We start from the raw sequence: 15698 nt of genomic DNA, 5'->3' as shown, positions 1-15698 counted from the left end.
AGTAACCTGTGGCGAGGGAGCTTGCTCCCGTTGGACTGCGCAGCAGTCCCATTTTTGGGGCCGCTTCGCGGCCCAGCGGGAGCAAGCTCCCTCGCCACAGGTACGGTGTTCGCCCTTAACTGACTGGCATTAGGGCAAGCCCCCTCCCACATTGGATCTCCAGTGCTCTGGAAATCGCTTAGGGTTTGTGTCCGCGCGACAGGAACTCGTGGGACTGCATTTCCAGCAAGCGGCTCAACGTGCGCTGGAACTCAAAGTTCAAACGGCCACCGGTATACAGGTCCTTGAGCTCGACTTCCGCCGAGATGATCAGCTTGACGTTACGGTCGTAGAATTCGTCGACCATGTTGATAAAACGTCGCGCGATGTCGTCGGTGGTGACGCTCATCTGCTCCACGCCGCTCAGGATCACCGCGTGGAAGATCTTGCCCAGTTCGATGTAGTCGTTCTGGCTGCGCGGGCCGTCGCACAGTTGGCGGAATTCAAACCACGCCACGTCATCGCAGGTACGCAGCGCGATGATTTCGCGGTTCTCGATCATCAACTTGTCGTTTTCCACCGCCTGGGTGCATTCCGGCGTCAGCGCGCGGAAGCTCTTGCGCAGGCTTTCGTGGGCGGCTTCGTTCAGCGGAAAGTGAAACAGCTCCGCTTGCTCCAGGTGACGCAGGCGATAGTCGACGCCGCTGTCGACGTTGACGATTTCAGTGTTCTGCTTGATCAAGGCGATGGCCGGCAGGAAGCGCGCACGCTGCAAGCCGTCCTTGTACAGGCCGTCCGGCACGATGTTCGAGGTGGCGACCAGGGTCACGCCGTTCTTGAACAGCTCTTCCATCAGGGTGCCGAGGATCATGGCGTCGGTGATGTCGGAGACGAAGAATTCATCGAAGCAGATGACCCGCGCTTCATCGGAGAAACGCTTGGCGATGATGGTCAGCGGGTTTTTCTCACCCGGCAGGGTCTTCATCTCTTCGTGCACACGCTTCATGAAGCGGTGGAAGTGCGTGCGGACCTTTTCCTTGAACGGCAGCGCTTCGAAGAAGGTGTCGACCAGGTAGGTCTTGCCACGGCCCACGCCGCCCCAGAAGTACAAGCCTTTGACCGGCGTGCGGTCTTTCTTGCCAAACAGCTTGCCGAGCATCCCTGGCTTGCTTTGCGAGGCCGCGACCAGGTCGTCGTACAGGCGCTGCAAATGACGCACCGCCGTTTCCTGGGCCGCGTCATGGAAGAATTCAGGGCGTTTCAGATCAGCTTGATATCGTTCTAGGGGCGTCATAATTTCGTTAGCAAGGCAACAAAAACGGGCCGTCACTGTAACGACGGCCCCGGATAATGGCAATCAACCCTTGGTCGGGTTAATCCTCGATGGGGGTCAACGCAATGCGTAATGCCTGCACGGCCGCATCGCGGGTCGCGCTGTCGGCGAACTGAGCGCTGTCGGCCACGGCCGCACCGTCCAGCCAGACGCTGAAGCCCAGGGCCTCGGGGCGCACGTCCAGCATCACACCACTTTGCAATTGCTTGGTTACCGCGCCAGCGGCTTTGCCGTCGGCAAAGTTGCGCGACAGCAGCAGTTGCTCCCCATCGGCAGCCAACAGGCGGAAGCGGAAGCTGCCGTCGTCTTCGCGAAAGCTCACAAAGCGCGCAGCTTTTGCGGCTTTCTTCTTGGTGCTGACCGGCGCCGCAGCCTGCTCGACGAACGAACGCAAGCCCACCGCTTCACGCAACTCGGCGAGGAACGGCGCCGCTACGGCACGGGCCTTCTTGGCGCCGACCAGCAGCAGGTCTTCCATGTCCGACGGGCGCGACATCAGTTGATGGTAGCGCTCGCGGGCTTCGCCCAGTTGGCCGTCCAACAGTTGGAACAGACGGCTCTTGGCCTCGCCCCAGCCCAGACCTTGCAGCAGTTCGCCGCGGAATTCTTCTTCCTGGGCCTTGGTCGCGAATGCCTGGTACAAGGTGAACAGGTGCGAGTTGTCCGGGTCCTTGGCTTCGCCCGGCGCGCGCGAGTCGGTGACGATCCGCGAGATGGCGTCTTTCATGTCCTTGGCGCTGGTGAACAACGGGATGGTGTTGTCGTAGCTCTTGGACATCTTGCGGCCGTCCAGGCCCGGCAAGGTGGCGACGCTTTCTTCGATCAACGCCTCGGGCATGGTGAAGAATTCTTTGCCATTGCCGAACAGGTGGTTGAAACGCTGGCCGATGTCGCGGGCCATTTCCACGTGCTGGATCTGGTCACGGCCGACCGGCACTTTGTGGGCGTTGAACATCAGGATGTCCGCCGCCATCAGCACCGGGTAGCTGTACAGGCCCATGGTGATGCCAGCATCCGGGTCCTCGCCGGTTTCCACGTTCTTGTCCACCGAGGCTTTGTAGGCGTGGGCGCGGTTGAGCAGGCCCTTGGCGGCTACGCAGGTCAGCAGCCAGGTCAGCTCGGGGATTTCCGGGATGTCGGACTGGCGATAGAAGGTCACCCGGTTTACATCCAGGCCGCCGGCCAGCCAGGTCGCGGCGATTTCCATACGCGAGCGCTGGATGCGCTGCGGGTCATCGCATTTGATCAGGGCGTGGTAGTCGGCCAGGAAGTAGAAGGAATCGGCATTGGCGTCCTGGCTGGCAAGGATCGCCGGGCGGATCGCACCGGCGTAGTTGCCCAGGTGCGGCGTGCCGGTGGTGGTGATGCCGGTGAGGATACGGGTACGCGTCGTCATGGGTAATCGCTTATCAGACTGCTATCAATTCGAGAGGCGCGGCAGCACCAGATCCTTGAGATCGGTGAGCTTGCCATGAAAAAAGTGTCCGCATTCTGCCACTTTCAGAAGCGTATGGGGGCGATTCAGGGCGGCGGACCAGTCGTAGACGGTCTGTGGGTCGACCACTTCGTCGGTTTCCGGCTGGATCACGGTCAACGGGCAGCCTTGGGGCAGCACATCGGTCTCGCGCAGGCGCATCACAGCAGCGGCGACCATGAACAGATGGGCGAGTTTTTCGCCCTTGGCTTCCAGGCGACCACCGAGGCTGGCGGCCACATAACCACCGAAGGAAAAACCGAGCAACGTCATCGGCAGGTCGGGGTGTTTTTCCCGCAGCCAGGTGGCGGCCGCTTCGGCATCGTCGACTTCGCCGGTGCTCATGTCGTGGGTACCGGCACTCGCGCCGACACCACGGTAATTGAAACGCAACGTAATAAAACCAGCATCGCGGGCGGTGCGTTGCAGGGTCGAAACGACTTTATTGAGCATGGTCCCGCCCTGCACCGGGTTAGGGTGGCAGATCAGCGCCAGGCCACGTGGCTCGGGGTGATCCAGGTACAGGGCTTCCAATTGGCCTACCGGGCCATCGATCAAAACGGGGGTTTCACGCATGAGCAAGGAATGAACTCCGTGACCTCTCAAAGGGTCGACTCGTCTAGCTAAAAGTCTGTGCATGGCATCATTGCGAGCTTAATCGCGGTATACAGCGCAGGTTTGAGCCGTTAACGTAAAGCAAAGCCGTTTATAGAGGAAGGACTCGTGGAACACTCGCTCTTAGTTTGGTTGTTGCCGACTCTTGCCCTGGTTGCCGGTGTCGCCATTGGTTTCCTGGTTGCTCGCTTGCTGCCGAATGCCGCGCCTAACCGCACGCAGCGTCAGTTGGATGACATTCAGGAACGTTTTGACAGTTATCAGAACGAGGTTGTTACCCACTTCAACAGCACCGCCAACCTGGTCAAGAAGCTCACTCAGAGCTATCAGGAAGTACAGGATCACCTCGCCGATGGCGCTAACCGCCTGGCCCTCGACGACATCACCCGTCAGCGTCTGCTGGCCGCGTTGCATTCCGATGCACCGCAAACTCCACGGGAACGCCTCACCCCTCCCCGGGAAAACCAGGAGCCACCACGGGACTACGCGCCAAAAACGCCGAACGCCCCAGGCATGTTGGATGAGCATTACGGCTTGAAGAAGTAAGTCTATTCAAGCAATACAAAAAGCCCGGCTGATCAATGATCAGCCGGGCTTTTTTGTGGGAACTCACTCTCCAGATCACATTGACCGAGTCAGGTCTCAAGCCAGGGGTTGTTCCTGAAGCAGCCCACCCTCGATCCGCACATGCCGCCCGTGGAAACGCTTGAGGCTGCTGCGATGCCCCACGCTGACGATGCCCAGTCCCGGCAACTGATCGATCAACGCCTGGTACAACGTCGCCTCATCCTCTTCATCCATGGCCGACGTGGCTTCGTCCATGTACAGCCACTGCGGCGCGAACAGCAACGCGCGGGCGAAAGCCAGGCGCTGCTGTTCGCCCGGCGAGAGCATGCGCTGCCAATGGTTGGCTTCGTCCAGGCGCGAGATGAGGTGCGGCAGGCGGCAGGTCTCCAGGACCTGTGCATAACGTTCTGCCGGATAGGCGCCGTCCGCCTGTGGATAACTCAACACCGCCTTCAACGTGCCAATCGGCAGATACGGCTTTTGCGGCAGGAACAGATAACGCTCGGCCGGCAATCGAATATTGCCGTGGCCGTTGGGCCACAGGTTGCCCATCGCCCGCAGCAGGGTTGACTTACCGCTGCCGGAGCGACCACTGAGCATCAGGCGCTCGCCCTCGGCCACCGTCAGGTTGGCGCCTTGCAGTAAATGACGACCGTCCGCCAGATCCAGGCTCAGATTGCTCACCTGCAAATCCCCGCCCTGCTGCTGCAACGCGATGCCCATGGCGCGGGTTTCGTTTTCTTCCATGGCCTGGCCGAAGCTCAGCAGGCGGTCACAAGTGGCACGCCAACTGGCGAGCACGGTATAAGCGTCGACAAACCAGCTCAGGCTGCCCTGCACACTGCCAAACGCCTGGGCCACCTGCATCAGCACGCCCAGTTCGATCTTGCCGGCAAAGTAACGCGGTGCCGCGACCACAAAGGGAAAGATAATCGCGATCTGGGAATAACCGCTGGTGAAAAAACTCAGGCGCTTCTTGACCTGCATGATGCTCCAGAAGTTGCTCCACACCCGCCCGAACCGCGCACTCAATTGCTGGTGTTCATTGGGTTCGCCATTGAACAGCGCGATGCTTTCGGCATTCTCCCGCACCCGCACAAGGCTGAAACGCAAGTCGGCTTCGAAGCGTTGCTGGCGGTTGCTCAGCCCGATCAACTTTCGACCGATCAAGTGCGTCAACCAACTGCCGACCACCGCATACACCAGCGCGGCCCAGAACATGTAGCCCGGAATCGTGATGCCCCACACCTCGATGCTGCCGGACACACCCCACAGAATCACCGAGAACGACACCAGGGTCACCAGGTTACTGACAAAACCCAACCCCAGAGTCAGCGTACCGTTGGTAAACGCGTTGAGGTCTTCGGAGATCCGCTGGTCAGGGTTATCGGTATAGCCGCCGTATTCTAGGTGGTAGTAGTTCTTGTGGCCCAGCCACCGGGCGAAATAGGTTTCCGTCAACCAGCGACGCCAGCGGATGGTGAGCATTTGCTGCAGATAAGAGGTGAACACACCGGTCACAATCGCCACCACGGCGATCACGCTGAAGTACATCAGCAGGTGGGTGAAGGCGTCGTAGTCTTTGTGTTCGAGGGCGTTGTAGAAGTCGCGGTTCCAGCTGTTGAACCACACAGAGACGGCCACGCTGAACAGCGACAGGCCCAACACGACCAACAACAGCAGCCAGGCCTGGCCCTTCTCTTCACTGCGCCAGTAAGGGGTGATCAGCCGCCACACCCTGGGTAGGAATTGCCCGCGCACAGCATCGTTGACCGCAGAGTACTCAGCGTTCTGATTCATGGTTCAGGCTCGGTAGGAAAGAGGAGACAGGTGTTTGAACCGATCATAGTTGATCGGTTCAGGGCTCCGTGCGGCCTGAAGCGGGTTGTTCAGCCTAGGTTCAGCGTCGTACCGGACGCTTCTGCAATTTGCGCTGCAGGGTGCGGCGGTGCATGCCCAACGCACGGGCAGTGGCGGAGATATTGCCTTCGTGTTCGGTCAGCACACGCTGGATGTGCTCCCACTGCAAACGGTCCACCGACATCGGGTTTTCCGGCACCAGGGTGTCGAGGTCAGCGTGCTCGGAGAGCAACGCCGCCAGCACATCATCCGCGTCCGCCGGCTTGCACAGGTAGTTGCAGGCGCCGCGCTTGATGGCCTCAACGGCGGTGGCGATGCTGGAGTAACCGGTGAGGATCACCACGCGCATTTCCGGGTCGAGTTCCAGCAGCTTGGGCAGCAGCACCAGGCCGGAATCGCCGTCCATTTTCAGGTCGAGCGCGGCGTAGTCCGGCAGGTCGGCCTGGGCGATGGTCAGGCCTTCTTCGGCGGAGCCTGCGGTGCTCACGCGGAATCCACGACGGCTCATGGCGCGCGCCATCACGCGGGTAAAGGTGGCGTCGTCATCTACCAGCAGCAGGTGCGGCAGTTCTTCGCCTTCGACTTGGATCTCGTCACTCATCGATATCTCCTCGTGCGACACGGGGCAGGCGCAGCTCGGTGAGCGTGCCACCTTCCTCATGACTATAGAGTTTCACTGAGCCGCCCGCGCGGGTCACGCTGGCCTTGCTCAAAAACAGGCCGAGGCCGAAGCCTTTGCCCTTGGTGGTAAAAAAGGGTTTGCCGATTTGCTCGGCAATGGCCAGCGGCACGCCGGCGCCGTGGTCACGAATGCTGATGGTCACGTTTTCCGCGTCCCAGTCCAACTGCACGCCCAGGCCTTCCGGGCAGGCGTCGGCGGCGTTGTTGAGCAGGTTGAGCAGCGCCTGGGTCAGGTCCGGCGGCGGCGCCATGCGCGGCACGGTGCCCTGCCCCAGCAGGTGGAAACGGTAGCTGGCTTCAGGCCGCATCAGGTGCCAGCGGTTGAGCGCTTCGTCGAGCCACCGGGTCACGTCCTGCATGTCGACCGCCAGGCGGCGATTGGCTTCGGCGGCGCGCACCAACTGCTGCAAGGTCTGCTTGCACTGCTTGACCTGCTCGCGCAGCACGCCGAGGTCTTCTTGCAGCGCCGGATCGTGATGATCCTGGACCATTTCGTTGAGCAGCACGCTCATGGTCGCCAGCGGTGTGCCCAGCTCATGGGCGGCCCCCGCGGCCTGGGTGGCGACGGCCAGCAATTGCTGGTCGCGCAGGCCCTCTTCACGGCGTATGGCGCGCAGTTCTTCCTGGCGGCGCAGCTCTTCGGCCATGCGTGCGGCGAAAAAAGTAATGACGGCGGCCGACAGCGCAAAACTCAGCCACATCCCGTAGATCTGCAGGTTTTCCCGGGCGATGGGGAACGTTTGCAACGGGTAGAACCGCGCCAGCAGCAGGGTGTAGAGGGTCAGGGCGATGCCCGAGAGCACTACCGAATAGCGCCACGGCAAGGTCACCGCCGCGATAGTCAACGGCACCAGGTAATAAGACACAAACGGGTTGGTGGAACCGCCGGAGAAGTACAGCAACACACTGTGGATAAACAGGTCGCAGGCCAGTTGCAGCGCATATTCGAGTTCGGTCACCGGCCACGTGGTACGCAAGCGAATAGCCGTGAACACGCACAGCACGGTGGAGAAGCCCAGGGTCACGCCCAGTTGCAGCCACGGCAGCGGCAGCAGGTCGAACCAATAGGCAAGCCCGACCGAACCGGCCTGTGCGGCCAGTACCAGGGTACGGATGAACGTCAGGCGCCAGAGGTTCTGGCGGGTGGCGGAAGTCAGTTTTACGGCGGCGAGCATGAGCTCTCCCGATGAGCGCTGCAGGCGGATCGGCAGGAGTATAAACGAAGCCGACCTGCTGGCACGGCGCGTGTGGCTCTTTGCCGCAGGCCGGGCAAACGACCGTTCGTCGGCGCCACGAACATTTGTAGGTGATGTGTAAACCCGAAGAACCCGATGCGTGCGTCTACAGTCATACCGATACGAACACCCCTAAGGAGCTTCCATGTCTCGTTTCACTCACAGTGCAGTCGTCTTCACCCTCAGCGCCGCGACCTTGGCCAGCCTTCCAGCCATGGCCGCCGACGCACTGAACTACAATCAGATTTCCTTGCGCGCCGAGGTCAGCCAGGAGGTGGCCCGCGACAAGATGATCGTTACCCTCTACACCGAATCCCAGAATGCCGACCCGGCCAAGCTCGCCGCCGAAATCACCACCACGATGAACAAGGCCCTGGGCCAGGCCCGTGAAGTGAAGGCCGTGACCCTGCGCCAGGGCAGTCGCAACAGCTACCCGATCTACGACAACAAGAACCAGAAAATCACCGGCTGGCGTGAACGCGCCGAACTGCGCCTGGAAAGCGCGGACTTCCCGGCCCTGTCCAAACTCACCGGCGAGTTGCTGAACACGCTGAAGATGGAAAATATGGACTTCGCCATCGCCGACACCACGCGCAAGACCAGCGAAGATGCCCTGCTCAAGGACGCGGTTGCCGCCTTTAAAGCCCGTGCACAACTGGCCACCGATGCGCTGGGCGGCAAGGGCTACAAGATCGTCAATCTGAATTTCAACACCAATGGTTATCCACAGCCCTACGCCCGTGGCGGGATGATGATGAAGGCCGCCATGATGGATTCCGCGCCGACGCCTGAAGTGGAAGCCGGCACCAGCCAAGTCAGCATGAGCGCCGACGGGGTGATCGAAGTCTTGCAATAACCTCCTTACCCCAAAAAAAGCGCAGTCCTTGCAGGATTGCGCTTTTTTTCGGCAATTCGCTACCCAATCACGTTATATCCAGCAGCATATCCGTTGGAATCAACCACTCGGTTTTCGATACACAAATAGTGCCGCAGCCAACAGGGAGTGCTGACTCGGCATCTATTTAGATAACGAGAACTGAAACCATGCCCCTAACAGCCAGTAACGCCAACGTTGTCGCACAGCTCCATCTCCCCCGTTTATCGACCGAGCCGCCATCACGGGCCGTACCCCCTATTGTCCAGGCGCCAATAGCCGAACCCAGCCTGACGGCCTCACCTCACGAAGCAGCCCTCCTTGAGGCTTACATCGGCGCAGTGCAAAGCAAAATTTTGGGCAAAACACCAGAGCTTATAAAAGTCCCACCCTTGAGCGTTATGGGCCAGTGGCTGGGGGTGTATCGCGCGCAAGTGGAGCACCCAGTCGTTCAAGGCTGGATGCAGGAACAGAAGATCGACCAGAGCGCCTTGCTCACCGTCAACCCCCGCAAAGGCACCCTGACCGCCACCGTAGAAGGCCAACTGAAAACGTTCTCCCTCACCGATAACTCAGGCTGGGGAAACGTCAGCGGCCCGTTGCTGGAGGCCGCCAAAGTGATTGCGCCGGGCACTATTGAACGGTTGCAGATGCGATTTGGCGACGATTACATACAAGTCACCGCGGGGGTGGTCGCCAACTTCCAGGGCACGCCCCTGCCGTCGTCATTGCGCCAGGCCAGGGCGCAAATCAGGCAGTTGGAAGAGCAAAAAGGCTTTAACCCCATCGCGCCGGATGATCGCGTGCGCCCGGCGCAGAGCCGCTCGGCACACGCCCTCGAAACGCTCAAACTCAACGCCCAGACGTATTACACCCAAGCGCCTCAAGCATTGGCCTACAAGCACCTGGCGACGGAGGTTGCCAGCGCCCTGCCAAACGTGCGCGCCCATGCAAAAATCTGGGCGGAGTCCGTCATCTTCAAATTAACCGGCGAACATGTGGATGCCGATACCCTGTACTTGAACCGTTTCAATGGCGCGCAAAGCGCTTCGACCGTCACAGGCTGGGAGCACCTGAACGAGGAGCCGACCTCCTCACTCCGCCTGCCGGACGCATTGTTGAAGAACTTTTCTGAAAACGATTGGACCCCAGGCAACCTCGACTCTGAGGCAGGCATCTACACCGACGGCCCCGGGAAGAGCCAAGCAGGGGGTTATGGCGCGCACAACCAATACCGTGTGGCGCCCTCCGACCTCATGCATGCCAGTTGGCAAACTGACTTCCAAACATTGATGACACAAAAAATCGACGAATTCTGGAACACCCGCAGTTCGGACTACCAGACATCAATCAAAGGCGAGTTCGCCTATCAGGCCCGAAAACAACTGAAGACGGCTCAAGCCCGGCCACCTGCCGAGCAGGCACTGCAAGCTCCCGAGCATCGCTTCAGCCGTGAAGACTACCGCTTGGTCATGGGCGCGATGTCCAACGTTCCACTCGACGAAAATGCACCACTCACTATCGAACAGCTCAGGGCCGAAGCCCCGGTAAAGGGTGTCGTGCAGGCGCACGCGTTCAATATCAAGGGTTTCTTGTCTAACGACATCGTGCGATTCAGTGCTGACGATGGCGGCAGGCAAGTCCTCTACATCCCAGGCGCCGAGCCGGCGTTTCTGCGATTTGACTCCCTTGAGAAGCTGGATCAATGGGTGATCGATCAAGCCAAGGCCCCCAAAAAGCGCGCGGCCCTGCTCGCTCATTTCCCATTGATCAGCCGCCAGGACCATGAGGCAGGCACCATTGAGCGCTTGGCAAAAGTGTTCATGCCCATCTTGGGGCTGGCCAATGTCGGCACCAAAACAGAAGGTCTGGACACAACGCTCGAAAAACTCGCCACTGGAAAGCTGAAAGACCCGACGTTCGATGGTGATGGATCGCATATCGAAGGCGATGTCTTCGCCAGCATGACCTCCGCGAGTAAAGCGCGAATGACCAGCGATGCCGACGTCATGATCAAGTCCAACAGCGAGGTAACGCGGGACATATGGCTTAACGACATTACCGTCGCAGCTGGCTTGCTGGCCAAGCTGGCCCCCATCGCTGCGCCCGTTGCGGCCGCCGCAGTCGTGGCGGGAGTGACCGAACTGGCGCTGGGTGCAGAAAAACAAGCCTCCGGCGATACACTGGCTGAACGCAACGACGGTGCGTCCAAGGCATTTGATGGCTTGTTGAACACCTTGTTCTCGGTCGGTGCCAGTGGGCCAGTCGAGGATCCGTTCGTTCCGCCAGAAGAAAAACCGTACACGCCCATCCCAGGCACGCGCCCTCGGGTTGAAGCGCCGCAAACCGTATCTGTTCCCAACCGCTTGCAGCCAAGCCAGGCGGGCAGCATCCGCCAATACGCGGTGCCGGACGGCGAACGGCTGATTGAAAATGCTGTGCGTAACGCCAAGGGAATCTACCAGGCGAAAGATGCAGCAACCGGTGCTGATCGTTGGTTTGTCCCCTACACAGACACCTCCGGGATTCGCCAGATATATGAGATAAAAAGCGACTTCAAACTGAGCAATGATTATGTGCAGATCATTGATCCAGATACCGGCAAGCCGGTAATGACGGTGCACGCCACTGGAGATGGCGAGTGGGCCCGAGCCTCAGCCGATGGCGGGGCGCGCTGGCCCTGGAATCGCCCTCCATCTCCGACACCCAGCAACCACTCAGCGGGCTCATCCAGCTTTTCAGAGCGTTTTGTCGAAAGCGATGGATCGAAAATCGAGGGTGCAGAAAAGTTCGACGACTACCTGAACCTCAAGGAAAACACCGACTATCAATTCACTGACAGCGTTTATGAGGATGGCTCAAACATCAAGCGCAAGCTCATTGCTTCGTGGCAAGTCGATGATGGTGCGTTTAGCGTCACTGAGGGCGAACGCGCCCAGCCCACAACATTCTCAAACAGCCAGTACTCTTCCAGCTTTGCACCCGATCTGAATCGTGAACGCTACAGCGTGATCACAAAACAACCGAATGGCGAACTGCGTACTGACCTCGATTACCGAGGGGACACGTTTGAGGACACCGTAGGACAACGGATCGCAACACTGGAAAAAACGATTCCGAACCCGGAACTTCGAGCCCGCGTCTCCGAGGTAGCCCACCAGGGAAGTTCGTTCCCCGCTCTTGTCGAATTGATGCCTCCAGCCCTTAAAGAGGGATTCTCCGTGGCCGCAAGGGAGAAAGACTTCATCATCACTTATGACCCGGACGGCGGCGCTCATAGCGTCAAGGCTATTACCCGATGGCAACTCAGACAGGTCACCGATGATGGGCTAATCAACGCTAATGACCTGAATATTGTCAGCACCAGAACCTTCACGATACGTGAGAACAATGATCTGACCGGTGACGTGTTCACGATCGACCCCAAGGCACCCACCAAGATAGAGGTCTCGACACCTTCACTGATGTGAGCCCCTGAACCCGTAGATAAAGCGATTTAACCTATCTAGCGCGCCATAAACGGCGGTAACCTCGGGTTATCGCCGTTTGCATTCAGGCAGTCTTCTGCCTCGCCACTTCAGGGGTCTCCATGGAAAGAATCGCCTTCAAACCGCTCCTCCTTGCCGCCGGCCTGCTGGCCTTTATGCCGATGGCCCACGCGGCCAGCACCCTGGTTTACTGCTCCGAAGCCAGCCCCGCCGGCTTCGATCCCAGCCAGTACACCAGTGGCACTGATTTTGATGCGTCCGCCGAAACCGTGTTCAACCGCCTGACCCAGTTCAAGCGCGGCGGCACCGAAGTCGAGCCCGGCCTGGCGACGAGTTGGGACGTTTCCAAAGAGGGCCTGACGTATACCTTCCACCTGCGCGAAGGCGTCAAGTTCCACACCACCGACTTCTTCACGCCAACCCGCGACTTCAATGCCGACGACGTGCTGTTCACCTTCAACCGCCTGCTCGATGCCGAGAGCCCGTTTCGCAAGGCCTACCCTTCCGAGTCGCCGTACTTCACAGACATGGGCCTGAACACCACGATCAAAAGCGTCGATAAACTCGACGAGCACACCGTGCGTTTCAACCTGAACAACGTCGATGCGTCCTTCGTGCAAAACCTGGCCATGAGCTTCGCCTCGGTGCAGTCCGCCGAGTATGCCGCGCAGTTACTCAAGCAAGGCAGCGCCTCGGACATCAACCAGAAACCGGTGGGCACCGGGCCGTTTGTGTTCAAGCGCTACCAGAAAGACTCGCAGATTCGCTACGTGGCCAATAAACAGTATTGGAAACCCGAGGACGTGAAGCTCGACAACCTGGTGTTCGCCATCACCCCGGATGCCGCGTCGCGCCTGCAAAAGCTCAAGGCTGGCGAATGCCAGGTCAGCGGCTACCCGCGCCCCGCTGACATCGACGTGATGAAGCAAGACCCGAACCTGCGCGTGTTGCAACAAGCCGGTTTCAACTTGGGCTTTCTGGCCTACAACGTGCCCCCCCCGCCACTGGACCAGCTCAAGGTGCGCCAGGCCCTGGACATGGCCATCGACAAGCCGGCGATCATCAAAGCCGTGTATCAAAGCGCCGGACAATTGGCGCAGAACGCACTGCCACCGGCGCAGTGGTCTTATGACCCGACGATCAAGGATGCACCCTACGATCCCACCAAGGCGCGGGCGCTACTAAAAGAAGCAGGGGTTGCACCCGGTACCACCATCAACCTGTGGGCCATGACCGTACAACGTGCGTCCAACCCGAATGCGCGCATGTCGGCACAGATGATCCAGCAGGATTGGGAAAAAGTCGGCATCAAGGCCAATATCGTCAGTTATGAGTGGGGCGAGTACATCAAGCGCGCCAAAAACGGCGAGCACGACGCCATGATTTACGGCTGGACCGGCGACAACGGCGACCCGGATAACTGGCTCGGCGTGCTCTACAGTTGTGCTGCGGTCAAGGGCAGCAACTATGCGAAATGGTGTAACCCGGCCTACGACAAGCTGGTGCAACAGGCCAAGGTCAGCAGCGACCGCGAGCAGCGCATCAAGTGGTATCAACAGGCGCAAAAAATACTTAAGGAACAAGTACCTATAACGCCTATTGCGAACTCGACGGTTTTCCAACCCCTGCGCAAGGAAGTCAAAGACTTCAAGATCAGCCCGTTCGGCTTGACGCCCTTCTACGGCGTGAGTCTAGATAAGTAACAGCTGCGCCCCAACCGAGTGCGCCAGACGCCTCGGCTGGGCTTTTTTGGTGCGCCATCCGCACCGAAAAAACCCTCTAAATAGGTACAAATATGTCGAAAGTTTCATAATTGCGACATTCCTGTACGTTCGTACCACTCTTTCCGGCCTGCAGTGGTTCAGCATCTTGCAATGGGTATGGCGCCTGCATAAGTATCCGCAGGCCGACTCACGAGGTCGCCCTCACCACCAAAAATGACAACAAATCATGAGGCCAACATGCTTAAACACGCAGTCCTTCCGTTATTAGTGAGCGCTGGCCTTATGGCCGCGGCCCCTTTCGCCCAAGCGGCGACTAACCTGGTGTTCTGCTCCGAAGGGAGCCCGGCCGGTTTCGATCCAGGCCAGTACACCACCGGAACAGACTTCGATGCTTCGGCCGAAACCATGTTCAACCGTCTGAGCCAGTTCGAACGTGGCGGCACCGCCGTGGTTCCTGGCCTGGCCACCAGCTGGGACGTATCCCCGGATGGCCTGACCTACACCTTCCACCTGCGCGAAGGCGTCAAGTTCCACACCACCCCGTACTTCAAGCCGACTCGTGAATTCTCGGCTGACGACGTGCTGTTCACCTTCAACCGGATGATCAATAAAGACGATCCTTTCCGTAAGGCCTACCCCACTGAGTTCCCGTACTTCACGGACATGGGGATGGACACCAACATCAAGAACATCGAGAAAGTCGATGCCCACACCGTCAAGTTCACCCTTGGCACCGTGGACGCCGCTTTCATCCAGAACCTGGCGATGAGCTTCGCGTCGATCCAGTCGGCCGAATATGCCGCCCAGTTGCTGAAAAACGGTACGCCCCAGGACATCAACCAGAAGCCGGTCGGCACTGGCCCGTTCGTGTTCAAGAGCTACCAGAAAGATTCGAACATTCGCTACACCGGCAACAAGGACTACTGGAAACCTGAAGACGTGAAGATCGACAACCTGATCTTCGCCATCACCACCGACCCGTCGGTGCGTATCCAGAAGCTCAAGAAAAACGAATGCCAGATCACCCTGTTCCCTCGTCCGGCCGACCTCAAGGCGCTGGGCGAAGACAAGGACCTGAAACTGCCGAACCAGGCCGGTTTCAACCTGGGTTATGTGGCCTACAACGTCATGGACAAGGTCAAGGGCAGCGACCAGCCCAACCCGCTGGCTGACCTGCGCGTGCGCCAGGCGCTGGACATGTCGGTGAACAAGCAGCAGATCATCGACTCCGTGTACCAAGGCGCCGGCCAACTGGCCGTCAACGCCATGCCGCCGACCCAATGGTCCTACGACACCACCATCAAGGACGCCGCCTACAACCCCGAGAAAGCCAAGGCGCTGCTCAAGGAAGCGGGCGTCAAGGAAGGCACCGAGATCGTGCTGTGGGCCATGCCGGTTCAGCGTCCGTACAACCCGAACGCCAAACTGATGGCTGAGATGCTGCAGAACGACTGGTCCAAGATCGGCCTGAAGGTCAAGATCACCAGCTACGAGTGGGGCGAGTACATCAAGCGTTCCAAAGGCGGCGAGAACCAGGCCATGATCATTGGCTGGAGCGGCGACAATGGTGACCCGGACAACTGGCTGAACGTGCTGTTCGGCTGCGATTCCCTGTCCGGCAACAACTTCTCCAAGTGGTGCGACAAGAAATTCGACGGCGTCGTGAAAGAAGCCAAGGCCACATCGGATGTCGCCAAACGCACCGAGCTGTACAAGCAGGCGCAACATATCCTCAAAGATGCAGTCCCGATGACACCTATCGCGCACTCGACGGTGTATCAACCCATGCGCAACACCGTGCAGGACTTCAAGATCAGCCCGTTTGGCTTGAACTCCTTCTACGGCGTGAGCGTCAGCGGCAAGTAAGG

11 protein-coding genes are annotated in these 15698 nt (G+C 59.3%); 5 read left to right on the top strand and 6 right to left on the bottom strand.

Features of this window, described 5'->3' with window-relative positions; all coding sequences use genetic code 11:
- Positions 1-178: 178 nt before the first annotated feature.
- From zapE to AOA60_RS27875, 3 genes are all read right to left on the bottom strand, one after another.
- The gene (gene zapE / locus AOA60_RS27885) at positions 179-1273 is read right to left on the bottom strand and encodes a cell division protein ZapE (RefSeq protein ID WP_099587085.1); all 1095 of its coding nucleotides are present in this window, start codon (positions 1271-1273) and stop codon (positions 179-181) included.
- A gap of 79 nt (positions 1274-1352) precedes the next feature.
- Positions 1353-2708 (bottom strand): tryptophan--tRNA ligase, encoded by a 1356-nt coding sequence (locus tag AOA60_RS27880; RefSeq protein ID WP_099587084.1) that lies wholly within the window; start codon positions 2706-2708, stop codon positions 1353-1355.
- A gap of 24 nt (positions 2709-2732) precedes the next feature.
- Positions 2733-3362, bottom strand: coding sequence for an alpha/beta hydrolase (locus AOA60_RS27875; protein WP_099587083.1), 630 nt, complete (start codon positions 3360-3362; stop codon positions 2733-2735).
- Positions 3363-3509: 147 nt separating this feature from the next.
- On the opposite strand from AOA60_RS27875, the gene AOA60_RS27870 reads away from it, so the two are divergent.
- A complete protein-coding gene (locus AOA60_RS27870) occupies positions 3510-3947 on the top strand; it encodes a YhcB family protein (protein WP_032886236.1) in 438 nt (145 codons plus the stop codon).
- Positions 3948-4043: 96 nt separating this feature from the next.
- Here the strand turns inward: AOA60_RS27870 and AOA60_RS27865 are convergent, their stop codons facing one another.
- The 3 genes from AOA60_RS27865 to AOA60_RS27855 form a co-directional block, all read right to left on the bottom strand.
- Entirely contained in the window at positions 4044-5768 is a 1725-nt protein-coding gene (locus AOA60_RS27865) for an ABC transporter ATP-binding protein/permease (RefSeq protein WP_099587082.1), read from the bottom strand.
- Between the two features lie 100 nt (positions 5769-5868).
- Positions 5869-6429: a response regulator transcription factor gene (locus AOA60_RS27860; RefSeq protein WP_003171731.1), complete on the bottom strand. Its 561-nt coding sequence runs from the start codon at positions 6427-6429 to the stop codon at positions 5869-5871.
- On the bottom strand, positions 6422-7684 hold the full coding sequence (locus tag AOA60_RS27855) for an ATP-binding protein (protein WP_099587081.1): 1263 nt from the start codon (positions 7682-7684) through the stop codon (positions 6422-6424). Before AOA60_RS27855 ends, AOA60_RS27860 begins: the two co-directional genes overlap by 8 nt.
- Before the next feature lie 205 nt (positions 7685-7889).
- Between AOA60_RS27855 and AOA60_RS27850 the strand changes: the two genes are divergently transcribed.
- The 4 genes from AOA60_RS27850 to AOA60_RS27835 all read left to right on the top strand — a co-directional run bounded on the left by AOA60_RS27850 (position 7890) and on the right by AOA60_RS27835 (position 15696).
- Positions 7890-8600: an SIMPL domain-containing protein gene (locus AOA60_RS27850; RefSeq protein ID WP_099587080.1), complete on the top strand. Its 711-nt coding sequence runs from the start codon at positions 7890-7892 to the stop codon at positions 8598-8600.
- A gap of 188 nt (positions 8601-8788) precedes the next feature.
- Entirely contained in the window at positions 8789-12088 is a 3300-nt protein-coding gene (locus tag AOA60_RS27845) for a DUF6543 domain-containing protein (protein ID WP_143522574.1), read from the top strand.
- Positions 12089-12207: 119 nt separating this feature from the next.
- Positions 12208-13809, top strand: coding sequence for an ABC transporter substrate-binding protein (locus AOA60_RS27840; protein ID WP_099587078.1), 1602 nt, complete (start codon positions 12208-12210; stop codon positions 13807-13809).
- A gap of 258 nt (positions 13810-14067) precedes the next feature.
- Positions 14068-15696: an ABC transporter substrate-binding protein gene (locus AOA60_RS27835; RefSeq protein WP_099587077.1), complete on the top strand. Its 1629-nt coding sequence runs from the start codon at positions 14068-14070 to the stop codon at positions 15694-15696.
- Positions 15697-15698: the final 2 nt, after the last annotated feature.

Source organism: Pseudomonas sp. 2822-17 (assembly GCF_002742485.1).
Lineage (GTDB): Bacteria > Pseudomonadota > Gammaproteobacteria > Pseudomonadales > Pseudomonadaceae > Aquipseudomonas > Aquipseudomonas cyclaminis.
This window is presented reverse-complemented; position numbering and strand designations above follow the sequence as displayed.